The following is a 21,659-nucleotide window of genomic DNA, read 5'->3' on the forward strand; positions in this document are numbered from 1 at the left end:
CGTCATTCCGTGACCCGCAACACCACGCGCTGTTCGAACGGCGTGCCGTCCAGCGCGGTGGCCTTCATGCGGATATTCCAGTTTCCGGGCGCCAGGCTTTCGCGGGCGACATAGGCGCGACCGTCAAAGGCGAAATCCGGCTCGCGGTCATCCTTGACATGGGTGGCGCGGCCCAGCACCGCCTGCAGCGTGCCGGCCTGAACCGGGCGGCCGGCATCGTCGGTGATCGACAGGATCAGCAACCCGCCGGTGGCGCGGGCCTCGACCGTCCAGCCAAGCGCCTCTTGCGCGGCGCGGCGGGTGTCGAAAGTCTGGCTCGCGACGTAGGAGTTCTTGGTTTCCAACCCGGGGAAGGTGCGCACCGCCGACACCGCCAGCGCGATATTGACCGAGATGATGATGGCGAAAGCGCCACCGAAGATCATCAGAGCGTGCCAGCCGGTGAATTTGCGTTCGCGAGTCATCACGGACCCTTTCCGTTGAAGTGGCTGTCCTTGTAGGCGCGGTCGCCATTGGTCAGGTCCTCGACCCAGAACCGGAAATCGGTGCGGTGCGATTGCACCGGTTCGGAGTTCGGCGGGGCGATCACGTAGACCCGCTGCAGCAGGGTTTCGTTTGCGGGTACGTTGACGGATTCATAGGGCGTGCCTTCCAGTTCGATATGCAATTGGTCGTGGCCCGTCATCGTCAGGCGGAACGGCCGATCCTCGCCATGCTTGTTCAGCAGCCGCACGTCATAGGTGTTGCGGATCGACCCGTCCGACAGGGTGACGAAGGTCGGGTTGCGCACCGCGGCCACCGTCATCTCGATATCGGGGCGGATGAACAGGGCGAAAATCAGCCCGATCCCGACCAGCGACCACAGCGCGGTGTACATGATCGTGCGCGGCCGCAGGATGTGGCGCCAGACGGGGCGCGGTTCATTGCCCTCGATCTCGCGCGGCTCGTCCGAAATGGCAAGATAGTCGATCAGGCCGCGCGGCTTGCCGACCTTCTCCATCATCTCGTCGCAGGCGTCGATGCACAGCGCGCAGGTGATGCATTCCAGCTGTTGCCCGTCGCGGATGTCGATGCCGACCGGGCAGACGTTGACGCAGGCGTTGCAATCGATGCAGTCGCCAAGTCCGTCTCGGTTCTTGCCGGTGCCGCGCGGTTCGCCCCGCCAGTGGCGGTAGCCGACGACCAGCGTATCCTCGTCCATCATCGCCGCCTGGATGCGCGGCCAGGGACAGGCATAGATGCAGATCTGTTCCCGGGCGAAACCGCCGAAGAAAAAGGTGGTCGCGGTCAGGATCAGCATCGTGGTGTAGGCGACGGGGTGGGCCTGTCCGGTCACCAGGTCCGACAACAGCGTCGGCGCATCGGCAAAGTAGAACACCCAGGCGCCCCCTGTGGCCAGCCCGATCAGGAACCAGGCGGTCCATTTCGTCACGCGCAGGCGCACCTTGCGGAAATCCAGTTTCTTCTGCCGGTGCAGGCGCAGCCGCGCGTTGCGGTCGCCTTCGATCCAACGTTCGACGGCCATGAACAGATCGGTCCAGACGGTTTGCGGGCAGGCATAGCCGCACCAGACCCGGCCTAGCGCCGAGGTGAACAGGAACAGCCCGAGCCCCGCCATGATCAGCAGGCCGGCGACGAAATAGAACTCGTGCGGCCAGATCTCGATCCAGAAGAAGAAGAACCGCCGGTTCGCCAGGTCGACCAGCACTGCCTGGTCGGGCAGTTGCGGGCCACGGTCCCAGCGGATCCAGGGCGTCACGTAATAAATGCCCAGCGTGATGATCATGATGATCCATTTCAGGTTCCGGAACGTGCCGGAGACCCGCTTCGGAAAGATCGGCTCGCGCGAGGCGTAGAGCGAGGGGGGGGTGGCGTCGGACAAGAGAGGAATCGCTCCGATGACAAATCAGCGGTTTCGCATGTTTTCCCAGCCCCGTGCGTCCGCAGCATTGACCTGAGTCAAAAAACTGAATCGCGGATTCACTTTTCGCGGATATGGGCTAGTTTTCTTGTGCAGACGCGCCGATGCCCCTGGAAACGCGCGAACAGGACGGGGCATCGGCGCTGGCCCGAGGCCCTGGGGCCTCGGGATCCGTTTATTCGGCGGGGGCTTCGCCGCCGCCGAGGCTGTGGACATAAGCCGACACGGCGCGGATTTCGGCTTCGGACAGGCGGTTCTGCCAACCCGGCATCACGCCATAGCGCGAATAGTACACCGTTTCGCGGATCGTGTCGAAATCGCCGCCGTAAAGCCAGATCGCGTCGGCCAGGTTCGGCGCGCCCTGCGTGCGGTCGCCTTCTGCGGCTTCGCCGTGGCAGGCCGCGCAATTGTCCGCATAGACCTGCGCACCGGCCTCGACCATCGAGCCATCCTGCGGCTCGCCCGATAGCGACATCACGTAGTTGACCACCTGGTCGATCTGTTCGTCTTCCAGCAATTCGTCGCGGCCGAAGGCGGGCATCTCGGAATAGCGGGCGTCGCCGTATTCCTCGTTGCGGATGCCATAGCTGATCGTGGTGTGGATCGCTTCGATATCGCCGCCCCAGAGCCAGTCGTCATCCAGCAGGTTGGGATAGCCCGCGGCCCATCCTTCCTGGCTGGACCCCGCGGCACCGGACCCGTGGCACTGCACGCACCAGCTGCGGAAGACCGCGGCGCCGGCATTCTGGGCGTAGGTCTGCAATTCCGGCGTTGCGGCGATCTGCGTCAGTTCGGCCGAGGCCAGCTGTTCGTTGATCGCGGCGTTTGCCTCTTCCACACGGGCGATGTCGGCGGCGACTTCGGCGCGCGTCGAATACCCCAGCAGACCCGGCGTCGCCGCCTTGATCCCCGGCCATGCGGGATAGGCGATGGTATAGCCGATCCCCCAGACGATGGTGATGTAGAAGGTCCACAACCACCATTTCGGCAATGGCTTGTTGTATTCCTTGATGCCGTCCCACTGGTGGCCGGTCGTCTCGTAGTCGAGATCGTCGTCTTGCTTTTTGCTCATTGCCCGGCCTCCTTCGGAGCAGGTTTGTCTTCATGTCTGAAGGGGATGTCGGCCACGTCCCGGTGCACCTCGTTGGATCCGGGCCGGAAGGCCCAGATCACGATGCCGAGGAAGAAGGCGAACATCGCCAGTAGCGCCCAGCTGTCGGCCAGTTCGCGCAGGAAGCTGTAGGTTTCCATATCCGGTCCTCCTCAGCGGCTGGCGTCGGGCGTGAAGGTCGAGAAATCGACCAGCGTGCCCAACATCTGCATGTAGGCGATCAGCGCATCGGCTTCGGACACCCCCGGCTGACCGTCGAAGTTGCGCACGTTGACCTTGTCACCGTAGCGCTCCAGCAGCCCGTCATAGTCGCTGTCCGGATCCGCCTGCGCCAGGAAGTCCGCCTGAGCGGCCTCGATCATCTCGTCGGTGTAGGGCACACCGACAAAGGCGTTCGTGGCCAGCAGGTCCTGCACGTATTTGCCGTCGATCAGCTTGGCTTCGAGATAGCCGTATTTCGGCATCACCGATTCCGGCACCACCGATTGCGGGCTGCGCAGGTGGTCGACATGCCATTCGTCCGAATAGCGGCCGCCGACACGGGCCAGGTCGGGCCCGGTGCGCTTGGAGCCCCACTGGAACGGATGATCGTATTGCGATTCAGCCGCCAGCGAGTAATGGCCATAGCGTTCGACCTCGTCCCGCATCGGGCGGATCATCTGGCTGTGGCAGACATAGCAGCCTTCGCGCAGATAGATTTCCCGTCCGGTCAGTTCCAGCGGCGTGTAGGGGCGCATGCCCTCGACATCCTCGATCGTGTTCTCGAGGTAGAAGAGCGGCACGATCTGGACCAGACCACCCACCGTCACCGCCAGGAAGGCGAAGATGGCCAGCAGCGTGACGTTGGTTTCCAGCGCCTTGTGCTTATCGAGAATTGCCATTGTCCGTCCTCCTTATTCGGCCGGCGTGGCATGGGCGCGGGCGACGTCGGCTTCGACAGCCGGGCCGCGGGTCGCGGTCATCCACAGGTTATAGGCCATGATCACGGCACCGGTGACGAACAGCACACCGCCCAGGGCGCGCACCACGTACATCGGGAACTTGGCGCCCACGGTGTCGGCGAACGAGTTCACCAGGAAGCCGTTGGCATCCACTTCGCGCCACATCAGGCCCTCCATGATGCCGGTCACCCACATCGACGCGGCGTAGAGCACGATGCCGATGGTCGCGAGCCAGAAGTGCCAGGAGACCAGGCTGAGGCTGTAGAGCCGTTCGCGGTTCCACAGTTTCGGCACCAGGAAGTAGAGCGCGCCGAAGGTGATCATGCCGTTCCAGCCCAGAGCGCCGGAATGCACGTGGCCGATCGTCCAGTCGGTGTAGTGCGACAGCGAGTTGACCGCGCGGATCGACATCATCGGGCCTTCGAAGGTCGACATGCCGTAGAAGCCGACCGAGATCACCATCATCCGGATCACCGGGTCGGTGCGCAGCTTGTCCCAGGCGCCCGACAGCGTCATCAGGCCGTTGATCATGCCACCCCAGGACGGCATCCACAGCACGACCGAGAACACCATACCCAGCGTCGAGGCCCAGTCGGGCAGCGCGGTGTAGTGCAGGTGGTGCGGACCGGCCCAGATGTAGATGAAGATCAGCGCCCAGAAGTGGATGATCGACAGCTTGTAGCTGAAGACCGGGCGTTCGGCCTGCTTGGGGATGAAGTAGTACATCATGCCCAAAAAGCCCGCGGTCAGGAAAAAGCCCACCGCGTTGTGGCCGTACCACCATTGCGTCATGGCATCCTGCACGCCCGAGAAGACCTGCACCGACTTGGAGCCGAAGATCGAGACCGGGATCGCGAGGTTGTTGAAGACGTGCAGCATTGCCACGGTCAGGATGAAGCTCAGGAAGAACCAGTTGGCCACGTAGATGTGGGGTTCCTTGCGCTTGACGATGGTGCCGACGAAGACCGCCAGATAGGCCAGCCAGACCACGGTCAGCCACAGGTCGACATACCATTCCGGCTCGGCGTATTCCTTGGCGTGGGTCGAACCCAGCAGGTAGCCGGTCGCGGCCAGAACGATGACAAGCTGGTAGCCCCAGAACACGAACCACGCCAGGTTCCCGCCCCACAACCGCGCCGCGCTGGTGCGCTGCACGACGTAGAACGAGGTCGCGATCAACGCGTTGCCGCCGAAGGCGAAGATGACCGCCGACGTGTGCAGCGGGCGCAGCCGGCCGAAGTTCATGTAGCCCTGCGCCCATTCGAAGTTGAGCGTCGGAAAGGCGAGCTGAAACGCGATCCATGTGCCGACCAGAAACCCGATCACCCCCCAGAAGGTCGTGGCGATCACCCCGGCTCGGACGACATCGTCCATGTATTCATGTTCCAGCGATCCTGCGGCCAGCGCCGGCTCGTCGGTTCTGCGCAGGGTCCAGAGAAACAGCCCGGCGGCCACGAGCATCACGATGATCGCATGCACGAGATAAGCCAGATCACGGGCGTAGTTCGCCGCGATCATCGCCAGGACCGTAATCAGACCAAGCACGATCAGCTTGATATAATTGGTCATTTTGCGTCCCTTCGTCAGTCCCGCACGATTCGAATGCCCGTGCGGGCGTTTGTCTTCTGACCCGGTTCTGCGGAAATCGATCAAAGTGAACCTTGATCTGCATCAATAGACGGACCGGGTGGGTTTGACGTTGGTCAAGGTGCGACCATTCGCGCCGGTCTAGCGTGCCGTCGAGAGTAGCAAATGCCCGAGGGAGCCCACTTCATGGCCTACAAGACAATCCTCACCGTCGTCACCGATCCCGAATTGATCGATTCGACCCTTTCGCATGCCGTCAGCATGGCCGCCGGTCTGGATGCGCATCTGGATGTGCTTTGTTTCGGCGTCGATCGCACGCAGACGGGGTACTACTATGCCGGTGCGAACGCGATCGTCCTGCAGGAAACGCTGACCCGGGCGACCGGCGAGGCCAAGGAAATGGCGGTGCGGGCCAAGGCGCTTCTGAAAGGCGCCGATTGCCGCTGGGCCGTGGATGAAGGCGTCGCGCAACTGGCCGATATCGGTCGCCACGTGGCCGGTCGCGCGCGGTTCTGCGACCTGGCGATCCTGCCCAAACCCTATGGCAAGGATCGCGGCGTCGAACTGGAACCGGTGATCGAAGGCGCCTTGTTCGAAGGCCAGGTGCCGGTTCTGGTGGTGCCGGATTCGGTGGAGCCGAAGGCAAGCCCCGAGCGCATCGTGCTGGGCTGGAACGAAAGCAACGAAGCGCTGCGCGCCGTGCGCGCGGCGATGCCGATGCTGATCGCCGCGGATACGGTTCATGTCGTCGTGATCGATCCGCCCAAGCATGGTCCGAACCGCTCGGACCCCGGCGGTCAGCTGTCGCAATTCCTGGCGCGCCACGGTGTGCGGCCGGAAATCGATGTCCTGTCCAAGACCATGCCGCGGGTGTCGGATATCCTGATGCGCCACGTCATGGACGTGAACGCCGACATGATCGTGATGGGCGCCTATGGCCATTCGCGGTTCCGCGAGGCGATCCTGGGCGGCGCGACGCGCAACATGCTGGAACAGGCCGAGGTCAGCGTGTTCATGGCGCATTGATCGCGGGATGACGGGCGCCGCTCGCCCCGGGTCAAGCCCGGGGCGTCGCCCCGCCCGCCGTCCCGCCACCCGGCGTTTTGAACGACTCGCGCAGCATGCAATGATCGTGACCTTTCAGGAGGGCACGACATGCTTCGGACCTATGACAGGACCTTGATTTCGAACGGCAACCCGATGGAGGCCATCGTCGGCTTCAGCCGCGCGGTGCGCGTGGGGCCTTATGTCTCGGTCGGCGGGACGGCCCCGGTGGGAGCGGACGGCAAGACGGTGGGGATAGGTGATGTCGCCGCCCAGACCCGGCGCTGCATCGAGATCATCCGGGACGCGCTGGAACAGGCCGGTTCGGGGTTGCACGATGTGGTGCGCACCCGCGTGATCCTGACCGACATCGCCAACTGGAAGGCCGCGATCGACGTCCGCAAGGAGTATTTCCGCGACGTCCGGCCCGTCGACACGATCATGGCCGTATCGGGTTTCGTCAATCCGGAATGGCTTGTGGAGTTCGAAGCGGATGCGGTGATCGCCGGCTGGGCCGGCGATCCGTGACGGTCAGGCCAGAATGCCGCCGTCGGTGTCGTCGCCGGCTTCTTCCAGCAGGCGACCCATGTCGGGAACGGTCACGTGGCGCTTGCCTTCCAGCACGATCACGCCGTCTTTCTTCAGCGCCGATATCTGACGGCTGACGGTTTCCAGCGTCAGGCCCAGGTAATCGGCCATCGCCTCGCGCGTGAGCGGCAGATCGAAGACGATCCTGCCCGATCCGGAGGTTTTGTGAAGCGCCGAGTCGCGCTGCGCGATGATCGCCAGAAGCGAGGCGATCTTTTCCCGCGCCGTCTTGCGACCCAGAACCAGCATCCATTCGCGCGCCGCGTCCAGTTCGTCCAGGGTCATCTCCAGAAGGCGCTGCGCGATATGCGGCGTGTTCGCCATCAGCGTTTCGAACGGTGCCTTGCGGAAGCAGCACATCACCAGGTCGGTTGTCGCCACCACGTCATAGGCCGCGGTGTCGCGTCCCGGGCGCCCCATGAAATCCGACGGCAGCAGAAGGCCGACCATCTGGGTGCGGCCGTCTTCCATCGTTTGGGTCAGCGTCGCGATTCCCGAAACGACCGAGGCGACGAAATCCATCCGGTCGCCCGACCAGATCACCGGCTGTCCGGCTTCGAACTTGCGGTAATACTTGATCTCTTCGAGCCGATCCAATTCGTCGGACTCGCAGCGGGCGCAGACCGCGCGATGACGGATCGGGCAATCCGAGCATTCCTGCGATACGGCAAGGCTTCGTTCTCTCAGCATCGGCTGTCCCTTGTTGATCTGGGTCAAGGTCGCGCTCCCCCGATAAACCTAAGTCTAGACTTGAGGTTAAGTAAACACAACTCGCCGCTGAGGCCCTGAACCACGAAAAAGGCGCGACATGGTAACGCGAACTCAACTCGGCCGTCTCGGCCTATTCGATGCCAAGGTGCCGCGGTATACCAGCTATCCGACCGCACCGCATTTCTCGTCCGGTGTCGGCCCGGACATGTTCATGACATGGATCGACTCCATACCTGAAAACGGGCACATCTCGCTGTATCTGCATGTGCCCTTCTGCCGCAGGCTGTGCTGGTTCTGCGCCTGCCGCACCCAGGGCACCGCGACATTGTCGCCGGTGCAGTCCTACGTCGAAACGCTGCAGGCCGAACTGGCGATGCTCAAGGCGCGGCTGCCGCGCGGGGTCAAGCTGTCGCGGCTGCACTGGGGCGGCGGCACACCGACGCTGCTCAGCCCCGACATGATGAAAAGCCTCATCGCCGCGGTGCGCGACGTCGCCGATTTCGCCGATGATGCCGAGTTTTCGGTCGAGATCGACCCGAACGAGATCGATGCCGAACGGCTGGACGCCCTGGCCGCGGGCGGGATGAACCGCGCATCGATCGGCGTGCAGGATTTCAATCCCGACATCCAGCAGACCATCGGCCGGATCCAGGGCTTTGACGTGACGCGAAAAGCGGTGGACATGATCCGCGAACGCGGCGTGCGCAGCCTGAATGCCGATATCCTGTTCGGTCTGCCCGACCAGTCGAAATCGCGAATCACGGAAACCGTGCAGAAGCTGCTCAGCTTCTCGCCCGACCGCGTGGCGCTTTACGGCTATGCGCATGTGCCGTGGATGGCCAAGCGCCAGCAATTGATCCCGTCGGATGCGCTGCCCACGCCGGACGAACGGCTGGCGCTGTTCGAAACCGCGCGGCGCCTGTTCGTGTGGGACGGCTATGCCGAAATCGGGATCGACCACTTTGCCACCCAGACCGACGGGCTGACCAAAGCTCTGCACGCCGGAACGCTGCGCCGCAATTTCCAGGGCTACACGGACGACAAGGCCGATGTGCTGATCGGCCTCGGCGCGTCTTCGATCTCGCGTTTCCCGCAGGGTTTCGCGCAGAACGCTTCGGCCACCTCTGCGTATGCCGGGCTGGTGCGCGACGGCAAGTTCGCCACCCATCGCGGCCATGTCTTCAGCCCCGACGACAAGATGCGGTCGCGGCTGATCGAGATGGTGATGTGCGACTTCCGCATCGATGCCGAGGAAATCCTGGCCGAACACGACATTTCCCGCGAAGCGCTGTTCAAGATGTTCCGCGAAGCGAATGCCCGGTTCGAAAACATGCTCAAGATCGACGACGGCGGATTGACCGTCCCGAAATCGGCGCGGCCCCTGACCCGAATGATCGCGCGCAGCTTCGATGCCTATGATCTGTCCAAGGCGGGGCACAGTTCGGCGATCTGAGCGCGGATCAGGCCATTGCGGCCTCTTTCTCCAGCCACCGGATGAAGTGGCGCAGGGCCGGGCGGCGGACGCCCGGTCTTGTCACGACGTGATAGCCCTTGTCGAAATCCTGTTCATGCAGCACCACCAGCCGGCCCGCCGCCAGGTCGGCTTCGATATTGCTGCGCGCGGTCACGGCCACGCCCTGTCCCTGGCGCGCCGCTTCCAGCATCAGGTGGCCGGGCAGGGTGGTGGTGGCCCGGCTGGGCAACGCGGCGAAACTGGCGCCGGCCAGCGATGCGGTGGCCTCGGACGTGCCCAGTTCCAGCAGCCAGGGCAGGTCGGTCAAATCGTCGGGGCCGGTCACGGTTCGGCCGGCCACCAGCGCGGGCGCCGCCACGACCACCACGGGCGATGGCAGCAACAGGCGCGATTCGAGCCCCGGCCAAGGCCCCTTGCCATAGCGCAGCGCGATGTCGATACCGCCGGGCTCCAGCGGTTTCACGGCGACGCTGGGGTCGATCATCAGGCTGATATCGGGGTGGCCGGCGCGGAACGAGGCCAGCCGCGGCATCAGCCAGGATGCCGCCAGCGTCGGTGTGACCGACACCTGCAGCGGCCGGTTGTCCGACGTCGCGGTCAGATCGGCGACCGCCTGCGCGATCTGCCCGAACCCCGCCGCCAGCGCCTGCGCCAGCGCGATCCCGTCCGCTGTCAGCGCCATCCGCGCGCCAGACCGGTCCAGCAGGCTGATCCCCAGATGATGCTCCAACGCGCGCAATTGCTGGCTGATCGCGGCGTGGCTGACATTCAACGCCGCACCGGCGCGTTTTACCGAACCGGTCTCGGCATAGGCGGAAAAGGCCCGCAAGGCGGTTAGAGGGGGCAGGGCACGCCAGTCGATCATGTAAGACAGGCTAACACGATGAATAACTCGCTGTCTTTGGAATTATCACGTCACAGCGCATGATGGTTGAAGGAAATCGCCATCGAAAGGGAAATCGTGATGTTCGGAATTCTTGCAAAGTCGCTTTTCACCGCCAGCCGGATGCAACTGCGCCATGACCGCTGGACGCCGCCTTCGCAGGGCTATTGGCGCGAGGACATGCTGCTGTTCCGCGATCCGCCGGGCCGGCGGCGCTGATCACCCGGCCAGGTCGAAGGCCGCCGCCAGCAGGGTCCGCGTATAGTCGGTCTGCGGCGCATCGAAAATCTGCCGGGCGGTGCCGTATTCTACGACATCGCCCTGCTTCATCACGATGACCTTGTGGCTCATCGCGCGGATCACCTTGAGATCGTGGCTGATGAACAGATAGGCCAGATCGTGCTTGCGTTGCAGGTTGCGCAGCAGGTTCACGATCTGCACCTGCACCGTCATGTCCAGCGCGCTGGTGGGTTCGTCCAGAACCAGCAGACGCGGGCGCAGAACCATGGCGCGGGCGATGGCGATGCGCTGGCGCTGGCCGCCGGAAAATTCGTGCGGATAGCGGTGCATCGTCGCCGGATTTAGCCCGACCTCGGCCATCACCTCGGTCACAAGGTCGCGATGCGACCGGCCGTCGGGCGCGCCGTGCACCTCCAGCCCTTCGGCGATGATCTGTTCGCAGGTCATGCGGGGCGACAGGCTGCCGAACGGGTCCTGAAAGACGATCTGCATCTCGGACCGCAGGCGCCGCAATTCCCGCGTGGACCAGCCGCGCACATCCTTGCCGCGATAGGTGATCCCGCCCTCGGACGCGATCAGCCGCATGATCGCCAGTGCCAGCGTCGTCTTGCCCGACCCGCTTTCGCCCACGATGCCGATGGTTTCACCGGATCGGACCGCGATCGATGCGTCGTTCACCGCCTTGACGTAGCCCACGGTGCGCTTCAGCAAGCCGCGCTGGATCGGGAACCAGATCTTGAGATTGTCCGTCCGGGCGATTTCCTCGGCGCCCTCCCGAACCGGGTCGGGGGTGCCGGTGCTTTCGGCTGCCAGCAGCATCCGGGTATAGGGATGCTGCGGGTTGGCAAAGATGTCGCGGGTGACGCCCTGTTCGACGATCTCGCCATCCTTCATCACGCAGACCCGGTCGGCGAACTTGCGCACGATGCCCAGGTCGTGGGTGATGAACAGCAGGCTCATGTCCTCGGATTGCTTCAGCTCGGCCAGCAGTTCCAGGATCTGCGCCTGGATGGTGACGTCCAGCGCAGTGGTCGGTTCGTCCGCGATCAGCAATTCGGGCTTGTTGGCCAGCGCCATCGCGATCATCACGCGCTGGCGCTGGCCGCCGGACAACTGGTGCGGATAGGCGCCCAGGCGGCTTTCGGCATCGCGGATGCCGACCCTGGTCAGCAGTTCGACGATGCGGTCGCGCGCCGCCTGGCCGGTCAGACCCTGGTGTATCTCCAGGCTTTCGCGGATCTGCTTTTCCAGCGTGTGCAGCGGGTTGAGCGAGGTCATCGGCTCCTGGAAGATAAAGCTGATATCGTTGCCGCGCACCTGCCGCAGCAGCCGCTCTTCGGCGCCGATCATCTCTTGCCCAAGATAGGTGACCGATCCCGAAATCTCGGCCGAACTGCCCAGCAACGACACGGTGCTGAGAGCGGTCACCGACTTGCCGGAGCCCGACTCGCCCACCAGCGCCACGGTTTCGCCCTTGGCGACATCGAAGGACACGCCGCGCACCGCATGGGTCACCGCGCCGTCCTGGCGGAAATCGACGCGCAGGTCCGTTACCGTCAGAACCGTTTCGGTCATGAAAACGTCTTTCTGGGATCGAACGCGTCGCGCACCCCTTCGAAGATGAAGACCAGCAGCGACAGCATCACCGCGAACACGGTGAACGCCGTGAAGGCCAGCCAGGGGGCCTGCAGGTTCTGCTTGGCCTGCAGGGTCAGCTCGCCCAGCGACGGCGCCGACGATGGCAGGCCAAAGCCCAGGAAATCAAGCGACGCCAGCGTGGCGATGGTGCCGGTGACGATGAAGGGCAGCATGGTCAGCGTCGCCACCATGGCGTTGGGCAGCATGTGGCGGAACATGATCTTCCAGTTGCTGACGCCAAGCGCCTTGGCCGCGCGGACGTATTCCAGGTTGCGCGCGCGCAGGAACTCCGCCCGGACCACGCCCACCAGAGCCGTCCAGCCGAACAGGATCGTCAGGAACACGAGCAGCCAGAAACTTCGCCCCAGGATCGCGAACAGGATGATGATGACGTAAAGCGACGGCGTGGCGCCCCAGATCTCGATGATGCGCTGAAAGATGAGGTCCAGCCAGCCGCCGAAATAGCCCTGCACGGCACCCGCGATGATCCCGATGACCGACGCGCAGACGGTGACGATCAGGGTGAACACGATCGACAGCCGAAATCCGTAGATCACCCGCGCCACCACGTCGCGCTTGGTGTCGTCGGTGCCCAGCCAGTTCTGGTCGTTGGGCGGCAGCGGGGCCGCTCCGGGCCGGTCGACCGGCGTGTTGTAGCTATAGGGAATGACGGGCCAGAGCATCCAGCCCTTCTGGAAATCTCCCTCCAGAACCATGCCCTGGTCGACCTGCTCGATCAGACCTTCGGGATCGTCAAAGCATTCCTCCAGCCCGCCGGTGCGGATCAGGCATTTGACCTCCGGGTCGCGATAGGCGGCCTCGGTCCGAAAGTCGCCGCCAAAGGCCGTCTCGGGGTAGAAATTGAAAATCGGCGTGTAGAACTCGCCGCGGTAATTCACCATGATCGGCTTTTCGTTGGCGATGAACTCGGCGAACAGCGACAGCCCGAACAGGATGCAGAAGATCCACAGCGACCAGAAGGCGCGGCGGTTCTTGCGGAAATTGTTCCAGCGCCGCTTGTTCAGCGGCGACAGGGTGAACCAGCCGCGCTTCGGCTCGGGGATGACCGGCTTGGCGGGGGCCGGTTCGGGCCGGACGGGTTCGGGTTGCGCGACCATCGCTCAGCCCTCCCGCCGCTCGAAGTCGATCCGGGGATCGACGAACACGTACATCAGATCCGACAGGATGCCCACGACCAGCCCCATCAGGCCGAAGATGAACAGCGTGCCGAAGATCACCGGGTAATCGCGCGCCACCGTGGCCTCGAACCCCAGCCGCCCCAGCCCGTCCAGCGAAAAGATCGTCTCGATGATGATCGACCCGGTAAAGAAGACACCGATGAAAACCGCCGGAAAGCCCGCGATCACGATCAGCATCGCGTTGCGGAACACGTGGCCATACAGCACGCGGCTTTCCTTGAGCCCCTTGGCGCGGGCGGTCATCACGTATTGCTTCTTGATCTCGTCCAGGAACGAATTCTTGGTCAGCAGCGTCAGCGTGGCAAAGGCCGAAATGGTCGAGGCCAACACCGGCAGCGTGATATGCCAGAAGTAATCGCCGATCTTACCCAGCAGCGTCAGGTCTTCCCAGTTGTCCGACGTCAGCCCGCGCAGGGGGAAGATCTGGTAATACGACCCGCCCGCGAACAGCACCAGCAGCAGGATCGCGAACAGGAAACCCGGGATCGCGTAGGCCACGATGATGACCCCGGATGTCCAGGTGTCAAAGGACGACCCGTCGCGCACCGCCTTGCGGATGCCCAGCGGGATCGACACCAGGTAGGCGATCATCGTCGACCACAGCCCCAGCGAGATCGAGACCGGCATCTTTTCCATCACCAGGTCGATCACCCCGATCGACCGGAAATAGCTTTCGCCGAAATCCAGCCGCATGTAGTTCCACATCATGTTCAGGAACCGCTCGAGCGGCGGCTTGTCGAACCCGAATTCCTTTTCCAGCTCCTCGATGAATTCCTTGGGCAATCCCCGCGCGCCGATATAGCCGCTGTCCGAACCAAAGGTCTCCTCGCCCAGGTCGTTGCCGCCACCGGCAAAACCCGAAAAGACGTCACCTTCGCCCTGCATCTGGGCGATGATCTGTTCGATCGGGCCGCCGGGCACGAACTGCACCAGCGAAAAGTTGATGATCATGATCCCCAGAAGGGTCGGGATCACCAGCAGCAGACGTCTGAGGATATAGGCGCCCACCGATTTACCTCAGCGCACCGGCAGCCTTGAGCGCCTCGTATTTCTCCTGGTTGAACCACCAGAAATCGAGATAGCCCACCTGATAGGGTGGCAGGTTCTCGGGATGCTCGAAGATGTCATAGGCCGCGATCCAGTTTTCGGCGACATAGCCGCCCAGGGCGACGACGCGTTCATAGCGTAAGGCGCGGTCCAGCGCGCGCAGCGCCGCGATCTCGTCCTCGCGGTTGGTGGTGTCCAGCGCCTTGGTGATGATCGCGTCGACCAGCGGGCTTTGCAGCGTCGCGCGATTGTAGGACGACACCGCCGCGGTCTCCGACCCGTACATCTGCCGCAGGCCGGTGCCTGCCTGCAGGAACGGGAAGTAGTTCGAGTAGATCAGCTGGTAATCCTTGTCGAGATAGCGCGAGGTGAACTGCGCGGTGTCGATCTTTTCCACCGACGCATCGATGCCGTAATCGTTCAGCGTGCCGACATAGGTCGTCACCAGCGCCTCGACCGTGTCGGAAGTCGACGACGACAGCATGAATTGCAGCGTCATCACCTCGCCCGCCGCGTTGCGCAGCTTGCCGTCGTCGGCGACGTTCCAGCCCGCATCGGCCAGCAACCGCAGGGCGCGCCGCTTGTTGCGCCGGTCGACCGTGCTGCCTGGGTCGGAGGTGTGAGGCACGACCGCGTCTTCGGTCATCATCTCGGCCGGAACCAGGTCGCCCAGGCTTTCCAGAAGTTCCTTTTCCTTGCCCTCGGGCGGTCCCATCGCGGCGATCTCGCTGCCCTCGACGAAGGACGTGATCTGCGACGTCAACCCGTATTGCAACGAGTCGCGCGTCCATTCGAAGTTGAAGGCCAGTTGCAGCGCCTCGCGCACCGTGCGGTTGTCCAGCGGCGCCTTGACGGTGTTGAAGATGACGCCGGCCGAATTGGGTGGGTTGCCGTCGGGGATGACCTGTTTCTTGACCCAGCCCTTGTCCAGGGCCGGAAAGTCGTAACCGGTCGCCCAACGCTTGGTCGAGCCTTCGACGCGGAAATTGTAGATGCCTGCCTTGAACGCCTCGAACTCCGCGGCCTCTTCGGCGAAATACTCGATGCGGATGCGGTCAAAGTTATGGCGGCCCTTGTTCACCGGCAGGTGCCAGCCCCAGTAATCGGGGTTGCGTTCGTAGACCACGTAGCGGTTGATCTCGTAATCGCCGACCACGTAGGGGCCGCTGGCCATCGGCGACAGCAGGCTGGGTTCGTCCAGCCGTTCGCCGGTTTCCTCGTACCAGGCCTTGGAAAAGATCGGTGTGCCGCCGACCTGGCTGACCAGCGACCGGCGCGGAATGCCGTCGACGAAGGTGTAGCGCATGGTGTGGTCGTCGATCACCTCGGCGCCGCTGATCCGTTCCTTGACCGCGCGCGCATATGACCGGATTCCCTGTTCCAGAAACAGGTTGTGGGTGAACAGCGCGTCATGCGCGGTGATCGGCTCTCCGTTGGAAAACCGCGCCTCCTTGCGCATGTGAAAGATGCATTCGGTCTTGTTCTTGGGGTATTCGACCGCCTCGGCGATCAGGCAATAGGCGTCGGTGATGCTGTCACCGGGGACCACACCCTCGAACAGGCTGTCGGTGAACATCGCCTCGGCGACGCAGCCCGAACTGGATTCGGGCCGGCCCTTGCTGGCCCATCGGTTGAAGCCGTCGAAGGTGCCGCGGTTCGACAGGGTGATCTGTCCGCCCTTGGGCGCGTCCGGGTTCACGTAGGAAAAGTGTTCGAACCCTTCCGGATAGGCAAGATCGCCATAGAAGGAATATCCATGGGCGCGGACCAGCTCCGCGCCATGCGAGCCCGCCCAGCCCGGGCGCGGTATGCCGCCCAGGCCGGTTGCGGCGGCGGCGCCCAGCAAAACCAGCGTGTCGCGGCGGGTCGGATGGTTCTTCGGCGGTTGTTCGGACATCGGCCTTCCCTTCGTGCGCGGGGTTTTTACGCTTTTCCAGATAAAGTAGGGCGCGCGATTGACCACATTCAAGTTGAGAATGTGTGAGCGGGCGGGATCGGCGGCCGTTCCGCCGCGATTATCTCGGCTTGGTCCCGCAAAAGTGAAAAGCCGCGACCCTTTCGGGTGCGCGGCTTGACGTGTTTCGCGGTGTTGCGGCGGGTCAGCCGTCCAGCGCGTCCAGATAGACGATCAGGTTTGCGCGGTCTTCCGGCTTGGCCAGGCCGTTGAAGGCCATCGAGGTGCCCGGCGCCCAGCCCTTGGGGTTTTCCAGGAAGGCGTTGAGGTTCTCCGGGGTCCATGCCTCGCTTTCCGGCAGCGCACCGGAATAGTTGAAGCCATCGACCGCGCCGATCTGGCGGCCGACGACGCCGTGCAGGTAGGGGCCGGTGGCGTTGGCGCCGGCTTCAACCTTGTGGCAGGCGCGGCACTTGCCGAACACCTTTTCGCCCGCGCCGGCATCGGCCGAGGCCAGCAGCGTCGCGAAATCCACCTCTTCCTCGGGCTCGGCAGCTTCGGATTCGCCGGTCTCGATCACGTAGGCCGCCACTTCGTCGCCATGGCCTCCGCCGACGTGATACAGCGATTCCGCCGCCCATTTGCCCAGCAGAAAGACCAGAAGCGAGCCGCACACGCCGCCCAGCACCTTGGTGAATGTCATCGTGTCCAGCATCGCACGTCCATCTTCAATGATCCTGTTTCCGGCGCGTATCTATTGCTTCCCTTCACCCGAGGCAAGGTATAGAAGGCGCGACCAAACGCCCGCACCCCGCGGAAATCTTGGGATCGCCTTCCATGACCAGACGCATCGCCTTCCAGGGAGAACCGGGCGCCTATTCCGATCAGGCCTGCCGCGAGGCGCGTCCCGACATGGAAACGCTGCCCTGCCGCACCTTCGAGGATGTCATCAACGCGGTGCGGGGCGGCGATGCCGAACTGGCGATGCTGCCGGTGGAAAACTCGACCTATGGCCGCGTCGCCGACATCCACCGCCTGCTGCCCGAATCCGGCCTGCGGATCGTCGACGAGGCGTTCGTGCGCGTCCATATCAGCCTGATGGCCTTGCCCGGCGTTCAGATCGAGGATCTCAGGACCGTGCGTGCGCACCTGGTTCTGCTGCCGCAGGCGCGCAGCTTTCTCAAGCAATACGGCATCCGCGGCGAAGCCGCCGCCGACAGCGCCGGGGCCGCGGCCGAGATCGCGCGACACGGCCTGCGCGACGTTGGCGCGCTGGCCTCGGACCTGGCGGCGGAGCTGAACGGGCTGCATATCCTGGCCCGCCATATCGAGGACCACGCCCACAACACCACGCGGTTCCTCATCATGGGCCGCAAGGCTGATCACAGCCCGCGCGGCGAACACGGCATGATGACCACCTTCGTCTTTCAGGTCCGCAACATTCCCGCCGCGCTCTACAAGGCGATGGGCGGTTTCGCGACCAATGGCGTCAACATGACCAAGCTGGAAAGCTACATGGTCGGCGGGTCGTTCACCGCCACGCAGTTCTACGCCGATATCGAAGGTCATCCCGACGATCCGCCGGTGCGCCGGGCGCTCGAGGAACTGGATTACTTCACAGACATGCTGGAAATCCTCGGCGTCTACCCGCGCGATCCGCGGCGCGACTGACGGGCGGGGCGAACGGGGGCCGCGATGACGGAACGCATTCTTGCAACCATCGGCGCGTCGCCGGGACGGCGCCTGCTGGGCGTGGGCGCGCTGGTCGGGCTGGGCGTCCTGCTGATCTGGCTGGCTTTGACTACCGGCGCCATGCCGGCGGCGGCCGTCGCGCTGTTGCTGGTGCTGGGCATCGCCGCGCTGGCCGCCGCGCAGGTGATGTGGCGCGCCACCGCGCTCGAGATCATCCTGACCGAGGACGAGTTGCGCGACAGCGCCGGCACCGTCCTGGCCCGCATCGACGAGATCGAAAAGGTCGACCGCGGCATGTTCGCGATGAAGCCGTCGAACGGGTTCACCCTGCTGATGAAATCGCCCCAGGCGCGGGCCTGGCGACCTGGGCTTTGGTGGCGGATGGGCAAGCGGGTGGCGATCGGCGGCGTGACCTCGGGCGGCAAGACCCGCCCGGTGGCCGATATCCTGACCCACAAGGTGCAGGAACGGAAACAGGCGGGACCGAACTGATCCCGCCTGCCTCGGCTCTCTCTCGTCTTGGTCGTTCAGATCAGGATGCGCAATCCGTCTGGTTCTCGGCATTGTTGTGGCACAGCGAGTTGCCCGGTGCCTCGTCGTCGCCATTGCCCCAGCCGTTGTCTTCGCGGACCCGGTCGTTTTCGCCCAGGAAGATCACCTGAGGTGCGAAACGCGGGCGGGTGAACGAATAGGTCTTGATGTCGAAGGCGGCCAGTCCGGCGTCGAAGATCGGATCGTACCAGTCGCGCGTCTCCACCAGGATCATCTGGTCACCCGACGCCATGATCGGCAGACGGTCGGTCATGTTGGCCAGGTCGGCATTGGTCAGCTCGGCAAAGTCGCCCCGGGCACGCGACCAGACGATCTTGTATTCGCCGTTGCCGCTGTTGCCGCGGTTCCGGTAGGTCACCACGGTGATCCGCAGGTCGGTTGCCGGCGATTGCGACTTGGTCAGGTGCAGAAGCAGGTTGTAGGCATTGTCGATATAGGTCTCGTCCACCTTGTCGGTCTCGCGCGACAGCGCGTCGCCGATGGTGTAGTTGGCCTTCTGGTTGACGCTCTGCTGGCGCATCACGTCGAAATAGACCCAGCTTGCACAGAAGAGCAGGATGAGAAGCGGGAAGATGATGACCGCTTCGATGGTGATGTTGCCGTCGTCGGCGCGCGCAAAGCGCGCCAGGCGGTTCTTGATCAGGCTCGGCATCAGATCGGCTCCTGCACGAAGGCTGCGAAGGCGACGAGGCCGGTATAGCCGTGCGCGTCGACGGGCAGCGAGTTGGCGAGCATGCTGGTGGGCGCGATCGGGTTGTACTTGTAGCACGCCCGCAGCAGCATCAGTTCATTGTCCCCACCGTTGTGGAAAGTCCGCAGGGGACGAACCGGATGGGCGGCGTCGTAGCAGTCGGCAGACGGCTGCGGGCCGGTCCAGTTGCGCAGGTCCAGCGGGATCATCTCCAGCCGCAGCGTGCTGGCACAATCCGTCAGGATGGGCGCGGCGTCGCAGATCGCGGCCTTCAGCGTGTCGTGGGTGTGCTCGGTGCCGGTGTTCAACCGGACATCGCGCACCACCGAGTCGAGCCCGCGTTCCAGCGCCGTGTGGCGCATCGACAGGGCACCCATTTCCATCGTCGAGATGATGGTCAGGGCAAAGAGCGGAACCCACAGCGCGAACGCGATCGTCGAGGTGCCGTCTTCTTCCGCGCCGAACCGGCGCAGGCGGTTTTTCAGGTTCCAGGTCATTGGGTCAGCCTCAGACGGTTGATGGTGCGGGCGATCGAGGTGAACGCGTCGGCGATCTCGATGCCTTCCACCGGGAAGTAGTGGGCGGGAGACGAAGCGCAGTCGCGCATGGCGTCCTGGCCTTCCTGGGGCGCCTCGAAGCCGATGGCGAAGACGGTGATCCCCGCCTGGCGCGCCTTCTGGCAGACCGTGGACAGCCGCGCGTCGGCTTCCGGTCCGTCGATCAGGTCGTCATCGCCGGCATAGTACAGACCGGCATACTGGCTGTAGCTCGACCATCCGTCATAATACGGCTCCTGGTAGAACCGGAAGGCGGCGGCGCGGGTCCCCCAGCGGGCGAACACCTCTTCCCAGGTCAGCTGACGCAGGTTGCTGTTCGAGCTGTAGGTATGCGGATCGTCGTCATACTTGTCGTTCCACGAACCGCCGCGATAGGCCGGCCAGTAATAGACATCGTTGTTGTCGCCCGGCTGATCCTTGACGCGGATCGACGACCGGTCGTTCGACGGATCGCTGTCGTTCCGGTCGTCCAGGAAGATCGGCGACAGACCGGTCTTGTACTCGTCCTTGATGTCGTACTGGGTGGTGTTCTTGCCGTCGGTCATCAGAACGACGATCTTGAGCACCATGTCCTCGTCGAAGGCATAGGGGCGGCCCGATGCGGCGGGGACGATATGACCGTCGCCGATCATGTCGTTGACCACCGATTGCGTGCCGGGATCCAGCAGGGCGGTGCCCCACTTCATGCCCAGGTCGATCGCGGTGTTGCCGAACGCATCGAGCGAGTCGATGTGGTTCTTCAACGCCGTCTTGTCGGCCGAGTGAACCATGATCTTGCCGTAGTCGCTGGCGGCGCACCACGGGCTGGGGATCTCGGTGGTGTGCCGGTTGGTGGTCCAGCGGTCGAAATGGCTCAGCTTGTCCAGTTCGGTGTTGCGGTCGATCCCGGTCGACTGGAAGGCCGAGTCGGGGAAGATCGCGCAGGACGAATAGTCGTGCTCGTCGCTCATGGTGTAGTAGTTCTTGAGCGTCGAACCCATGTTCACCGTGGCGTTGTAGGGCACGATCGACACCGTGGTCAGGCCGGCATCGTCGTCACGGATCACCGTGTCCACGAATTCCTTGGCCGCGACCTTGAGGTTGTCGATCTTCGAGTTGCTGCTCATCGAGCCGGAGATATCCAGCACCAACGAGATCTCGATGTTGCCGATACCTTCCTGGGCGGTCGAAACACCCTCGGCGCGCAGGAAATCCTCGCCCAGCATCTGCAGCACGGCCGCCGGCATGTTCACCGACCCGTCCGCGGTCACCCGGCGCAGGCCGATGCCTTCGGTCACCTCGATGTTGCCCAGGGCATCATCAAGCTGCATCTTGTCGAAGTAATCGGTCACGACGACCTGCGGATCGATGGTCTGATCCAGGTCGGCAGCGGCCAGAACCGCGCGGTCAAGCGTGTTCTGCAGCTTGGTCCGCTTGACCTCGGCATACATCATGTCGACGCCGATGCCGCCGAAGACCACCATGGCCAGCGCACCGACCACGCCGAAATACGACAAGCTTCCCGTTTCGTCTTTCCAGAAGCGTCCGCAAACGCTGTTGCGCGCCCTGGCTAGTACCCGGCGCGCGGATCCAGGGAGATCCGTACGCAATTTGAACTCATTTTTCATCACGACCCTTCCTTCCGGGTTAGCCCGGTTTTCGGCGCAAGACGCACTTTTAGACAGTGTCTTTATGCCGGGGGATGATGGCCAAAATTGGGCTGTTGATGTCCGAAATTTTTATATTTTTCAGTGGTTTGGTGGACAATCGGCGTGCTGGGGGCTGACTGTTTCCCACACCGCGACGGTGCGTCCGGTTTGGGTCCGGATTCGGTCTCAGGAATAAACGGAAAAACCGGTTGGGGTCATAAACCGGCTATGGTTATCGTGGCGTTAAGGTTCTGCGCAAAA

General features: G+C 63.6%; 22 protein-coding genes. 6 read left to right on the forward strand and 16 right to left on the reverse strand.

The window, feature by feature from the left end:
• Positions 1–2 precede the first annotated feature (2 nt).
• From KUH32_RS10940 to ccoN, 6 genes are all read right to left on the reverse strand, one after another.
• Positions 3–464 (reverse strand): FixH family protein, encoded by a 462-nt coding sequence (locus tag KUH32_RS10940; RefSeq protein ID WP_217778084.1) that lies wholly within the window; start codon positions 462–464, stop codon positions 3–5.
• Positions 464–1,882, reverse strand: a complete 1,419-nt coding sequence (gene ccoG, locus KUH32_RS10945; protein WP_217778085.1) for a cytochrome c oxidase accessory protein CcoG — start codon at positions 1,880–1,882, stop codon at positions 464–466. Before ccoG ends, KUH32_RS10940 begins: the two co-directional genes overlap by 1 nt.
• 214 nt (positions 1,883–2,096) lie before the next feature.
• Positions 2,097–2,993 (reverse strand): cytochrome-c oxidase, cbb3-type subunit III, encoded by an 897-nt coding sequence (gene ccoP / locus KUH32_RS10950; protein WP_217778086.1) that lies wholly within the window; start codon positions 2,991–2,993, stop codon positions 2,097–2,099.
• Positions 2,990–3,172 (reverse strand): cbb3-type cytochrome c oxidase subunit 3, encoded by a 183-nt coding sequence (locus KUH32_RS10955; RefSeq protein WP_217778087.1) that lies wholly within the window; start codon positions 3,170–3,172, stop codon positions 2,990–2,992. The genes ccoP and KUH32_RS10955 overlap by 4 nt, the downstream gene beginning before the upstream one ends.
• Positions 3,173–3,184: 12 nt before the next feature.
• On the reverse strand, positions 3,185–3,913 hold the full coding sequence (gene ccoO, locus KUH32_RS10960) for a cytochrome-c oxidase, cbb3-type subunit II (RefSeq protein ID WP_217778088.1): 729 nt from the start codon (positions 3,911–3,913) through the stop codon (positions 3,185–3,187).
• Positions 3,914–3,925: 12 nt separating this feature from the next.
• Positions 3,926–5,542: a cytochrome-c oxidase, cbb3-type subunit I gene (ccoN, locus tag KUH32_RS10965; protein ID WP_217778089.1), complete on the reverse strand. Its 1,617-nt coding sequence runs from the start codon at positions 5,540–5,542 to the stop codon at positions 3,926–3,928.
• A gap of 204 nt (positions 5,543–5,746) precedes the next feature.
• Here ccoN and KUH32_RS10970 point away from each other — a divergent pair, with 204 nt between their 5' ends.
• Together KUH32_RS10970 and KUH32_RS10975 are read left to right on the forward strand one after the other, a co-directional pair.
• Positions 5,747–6,586, forward strand: a complete 840-nt coding sequence (locus KUH32_RS10970) for a universal stress protein (protein ID WP_217778090.1) — start codon at positions 5,747–5,749, stop codon at positions 6,584–6,586.
• Between the two features lie 129 nt (positions 6,587–6,715).
• On the forward strand, positions 6,716–7,132 hold the full coding sequence (locus tag KUH32_RS10975) for a RidA family protein (RefSeq protein ID WP_254899021.1): 417 nt from the start codon (positions 6,716–6,718) through the stop codon (positions 7,130–7,132).
• A 3-nt stretch (positions 7,133–7,135) separates the two neighbouring features.
• On the opposite strand, the gene fnrL is transcribed toward KUH32_RS10975, so the two are convergent.
• Complete coding sequence (gene fnrL, locus KUH32_RS10980) at positions 7,136–7,882, reverse strand: transcriptional regulator FnrL (RefSeq protein WP_217778418.1); 747 nt, start codon at positions 7,880–7,882, stop codon at positions 7,136–7,138.
• A gap of 118 nt (positions 7,883–8,000) precedes the next feature.
• On the opposite strand from fnrL, the gene hemN reads away from it, so the two are divergent.
• Positions 8,001–9,356, forward strand: a complete 1,356-nt coding sequence (gene hemN, locus KUH32_RS10985) for an oxygen-independent coproporphyrinogen III oxidase (RefSeq protein ID WP_217778091.1) — start codon at positions 8,001–8,003, stop codon at positions 9,354–9,356.
• A gap of 7 nt (positions 9,357–9,363) precedes the next feature.
• Here the strand turns inward: hemN and KUH32_RS10990 are convergent, their stop codons facing one another.
• Positions 9,364–10,239 carry a LysR family transcriptional regulator gene (locus KUH32_RS10990; protein ID WP_217778420.1) on the reverse strand — a complete coding sequence of 292 codons (876 nt, stop codon included), beginning with the start codon at positions 10,237–10,239 and terminating at the stop codon, positions 9,364–9,366.
• Positions 10,240–10,341: 102 nt separating this feature from the next.
• On the opposite strand from KUH32_RS10990, the gene KUH32_RS10995 reads away from it, so the two are divergent.
• Positions 10,342–10,479 (forward strand): hypothetical protein, encoded by a 138-nt coding sequence (locus KUH32_RS10995; protein WP_217778092.1) that lies wholly within the window; start codon positions 10,342–10,344, stop codon positions 10,477–10,479.
• Here the strand turns inward: KUH32_RS10995 and KUH32_RS11000 are convergent, their stop codons facing one another.
• The 5 genes from KUH32_RS11000 to KUH32_RS11020 form a co-directional block, all read right to left on the reverse strand.
• Positions 10,480–12,075: an ABC transporter ATP-binding protein gene (locus KUH32_RS11000; RefSeq protein WP_217778093.1), complete on the reverse strand. Its 1,596-nt coding sequence runs from the start codon at positions 12,073–12,075 to the stop codon at positions 10,480–10,482.
• Positions 12,072–13,256, reverse strand: a complete 1,185-nt coding sequence (locus KUH32_RS11005; RefSeq protein WP_217778095.1) for an ABC transporter permease — start codon at positions 13,254–13,256, stop codon at positions 12,072–12,074. The genes KUH32_RS11000 and KUH32_RS11005 overlap by 4 nt, the downstream gene beginning before the upstream one ends.
• A 3-nt stretch (positions 13,257–13,259) precedes the next feature.
• Positions 13,260–14,345, reverse strand: coding sequence for a microcin C ABC transporter permease YejB (locus KUH32_RS11010; RefSeq protein WP_217778097.1), 1,086 nt, complete (start codon positions 14,343–14,345; stop codon positions 13,260–13,262).
• A 4-nt stretch (positions 14,346–14,349) separates the two neighbouring features.
• Entirely contained in the window at positions 14,350–16,281 is a 1,932-nt protein-coding gene (locus KUH32_RS11015) for an extracellular solute-binding protein (protein ID WP_217778099.1), read from the reverse strand.
• A 202-nt stretch (positions 16,282–16,483) separates the two neighbouring features.
• Positions 16,484–16,993 (reverse strand): c-type cytochrome, encoded by a 510-nt coding sequence (locus KUH32_RS11020; RefSeq protein WP_217778101.1) that lies wholly within the window; start codon positions 16,991–16,993, stop codon positions 16,484–16,486.
• Between the two features lie 122 nt (positions 16,994–17,115).
• On the opposite strand from KUH32_RS11020, the gene KUH32_RS11025 reads away from it, so the two are divergent.
• Together KUH32_RS11025 and KUH32_RS11030 are read left to right on the forward strand one after the other, a co-directional pair.
• Positions 17,116–17,949 carry a prephenate dehydratase gene (locus KUH32_RS11025; RefSeq protein WP_217778103.1) on the forward strand — a complete coding sequence of 278 codons (834 nt, stop codon included), beginning with the start codon at positions 17,116–17,118 and terminating at the stop codon, positions 17,947–17,949.
• 24 nt (positions 17,950–17,973) lie between these two features.
• Positions 17,974–18,462: a hypothetical protein gene (locus tag KUH32_RS11030; protein WP_217778104.1), complete on the forward strand. Its 489-nt coding sequence runs from the start codon at positions 17,974–17,976 to the stop codon at positions 18,460–18,462.
• A 40-nt stretch (positions 18,463–18,502) separates the two neighbouring features.
• Here KUH32_RS11030 and KUH32_RS11035 read toward each other — a convergent pair whose 3' ends face one another.
• The 3 genes from KUH32_RS11035 to KUH32_RS11045 are packed head-to-tail and all read right to left on the reverse strand — an operon-like array spanning position 18,503 to position 21,266.
• Positions 18,503–19,174, reverse strand: coding sequence for a TadE/TadG family type IV pilus assembly protein (locus tag KUH32_RS11035; RefSeq protein ID WP_217778106.1), 672 nt, complete (start codon positions 19,172–19,174; stop codon positions 18,503–18,505).
• Positions 19,174–19,710, reverse strand: coding sequence for a TadE/TadG family type IV pilus assembly protein (locus KUH32_RS11040; protein WP_217778108.1), 537 nt, complete (start codon positions 19,708–19,710; stop codon positions 19,174–19,176). The genes KUH32_RS11035 and KUH32_RS11040 overlap by 1 nt, the downstream gene beginning before the upstream one ends.
• Complete coding sequence (locus tag KUH32_RS11045; protein ID WP_217778110.1) at positions 19,707–21,266, reverse strand: Tad domain-containing protein; 1,560 nt, start codon at positions 21,264–21,266, stop codon at positions 19,707–19,709. The genes KUH32_RS11040 and KUH32_RS11045 overlap by 4 nt, the downstream gene beginning before the upstream one ends.
• Positions 21,267–21,659: the final 393 nt, after the last annotated feature.

Origin of the sequence: Thalassococcus arenae (genome assembly GCF_019104745.1) — a bacterium.
In the GTDB taxonomy this organism is placed as follows: domain Bacteria; phylum Pseudomonadota; class Alphaproteobacteria; order Rhodobacterales; family Rhodobacteraceae; genus Thalassococcus_B; species Thalassococcus_B arenae.

Excerpts from the sequence above, each read along its gene's own strand:
- KUH32_RS11020 (WP_217778101.1), bottom strand. The coding sequence starts at position 16,993 with ATGCTGGACACGATGACATTCACCAAGGTGCTGGGCGGCGTGTGCGGC.
- KUH32_RS11040 (WP_217778108.1), bottom strand. The coding sequence starts at position 19,710 with ATGACCTGGAACCTGAAAAACCGCCTGCGCCGGTTCGGCGCGGAAGAA.
- KUH32_RS10995 (WP_217778092.1), top strand. The coding sequence starts at position 10,342 with ATGTTCGGAATTCTTGCAAAGTCGCTTTTCACCGCCAGCCGGATGCAA.
- KUH32_RS11035 (WP_217778106.1), bottom strand. The coding sequence starts at position 19,174 with ATGCCGAGCCTGATCAAGAACCGCCTGGCGCGCTTTGCGCGCGCCGAC.
- KUH32_RS11005 (WP_217778095.1), bottom strand. The coding sequence starts at position 13,256 with ATGGTCGCGCAACCCGAACCCGTCCGGCCCGAACCGGCCCCCGCCAAG.
- KUH32_RS10975 (WP_254899021.1), top strand. The coding sequence starts at position 6,716 with ATGCTTCGGACCTATGACAGGACCTTGATTTCGAACGGCAACCCGATG.
- KUH32_RS11025 (WP_217778103.1), top strand. The coding sequence starts at position 17,116 with ATGACCAGACGCATCGCCTTCCAGGGAGAACCGGGCGCCTATTCCGAT.
- KUH32_RS11030 (WP_217778104.1), top strand. The coding sequence starts at position 17,974 with ATGACGGAACGCATTCTTGCAACCATCGGCGCGTCGCCGGGACGGCGC.
- ccoP (WP_217778086.1), bottom strand. The coding sequence starts at position 2,993 with ATGAGCAAAAAGCAAGACGACGATCTCGACTACGAGACGACCGGCCAC.
- fnrL (WP_217778418.1), bottom strand. The coding sequence starts at position 7,882 with ATGCTGAGAGAACGAAGCCTTGCCGTATCGCAGGAATGCTCGGATTGC.
- hemN (WP_217778091.1), top strand. The coding sequence starts at position 8,001 with ATGGTAACGCGAACTCAACTCGGCCGTCTCGGCCTATTCGATGCCAAG.
- ccoN (WP_217778089.1), bottom strand. The coding sequence starts at position 5,542 with ATGACCAATTATATCAAGCTGATCGTGCTTGGTCTGATTACGGTCCTG.
- KUH32_RS11015 (WP_217778099.1), bottom strand. The coding sequence starts at position 16,281 with ATGTCCGAACAACCGCCGAAGAACCATCCGACCCGCCGCGACACGCTG.
- KUH32_RS11000 (WP_217778093.1), bottom strand. The coding sequence starts at position 12,075 with ATGACCGAAACGGTTCTGACGGTAACGGACCTGCGCGTCGATTTCCGC.
- ccoO (WP_217778088.1), bottom strand. The coding sequence starts at position 3,913 with ATGGCAATTCTCGATAAGCACAAGGCGCTGGAAACCAACGTCACGCTG.
- KUH32_RS10955 (WP_217778087.1), bottom strand. The coding sequence starts at position 3,172 with ATGGAAACCTACAGCTTCCTGCGCGAACTGGCCGACAGCTGGGCGCTA.
- KUH32_RS10940 (WP_217778084.1), bottom strand. The coding sequence starts at position 464 with ATGACTCGCGAACGCAAATTCACCGGCTGGCACGCTCTGATGATCTTC.
- KUH32_RS10970 (WP_217778090.1), top strand. The coding sequence starts at position 5,747 with ATGGCCTACAAGACAATCCTCACCGTCGTCACCGATCCCGAATTGATC.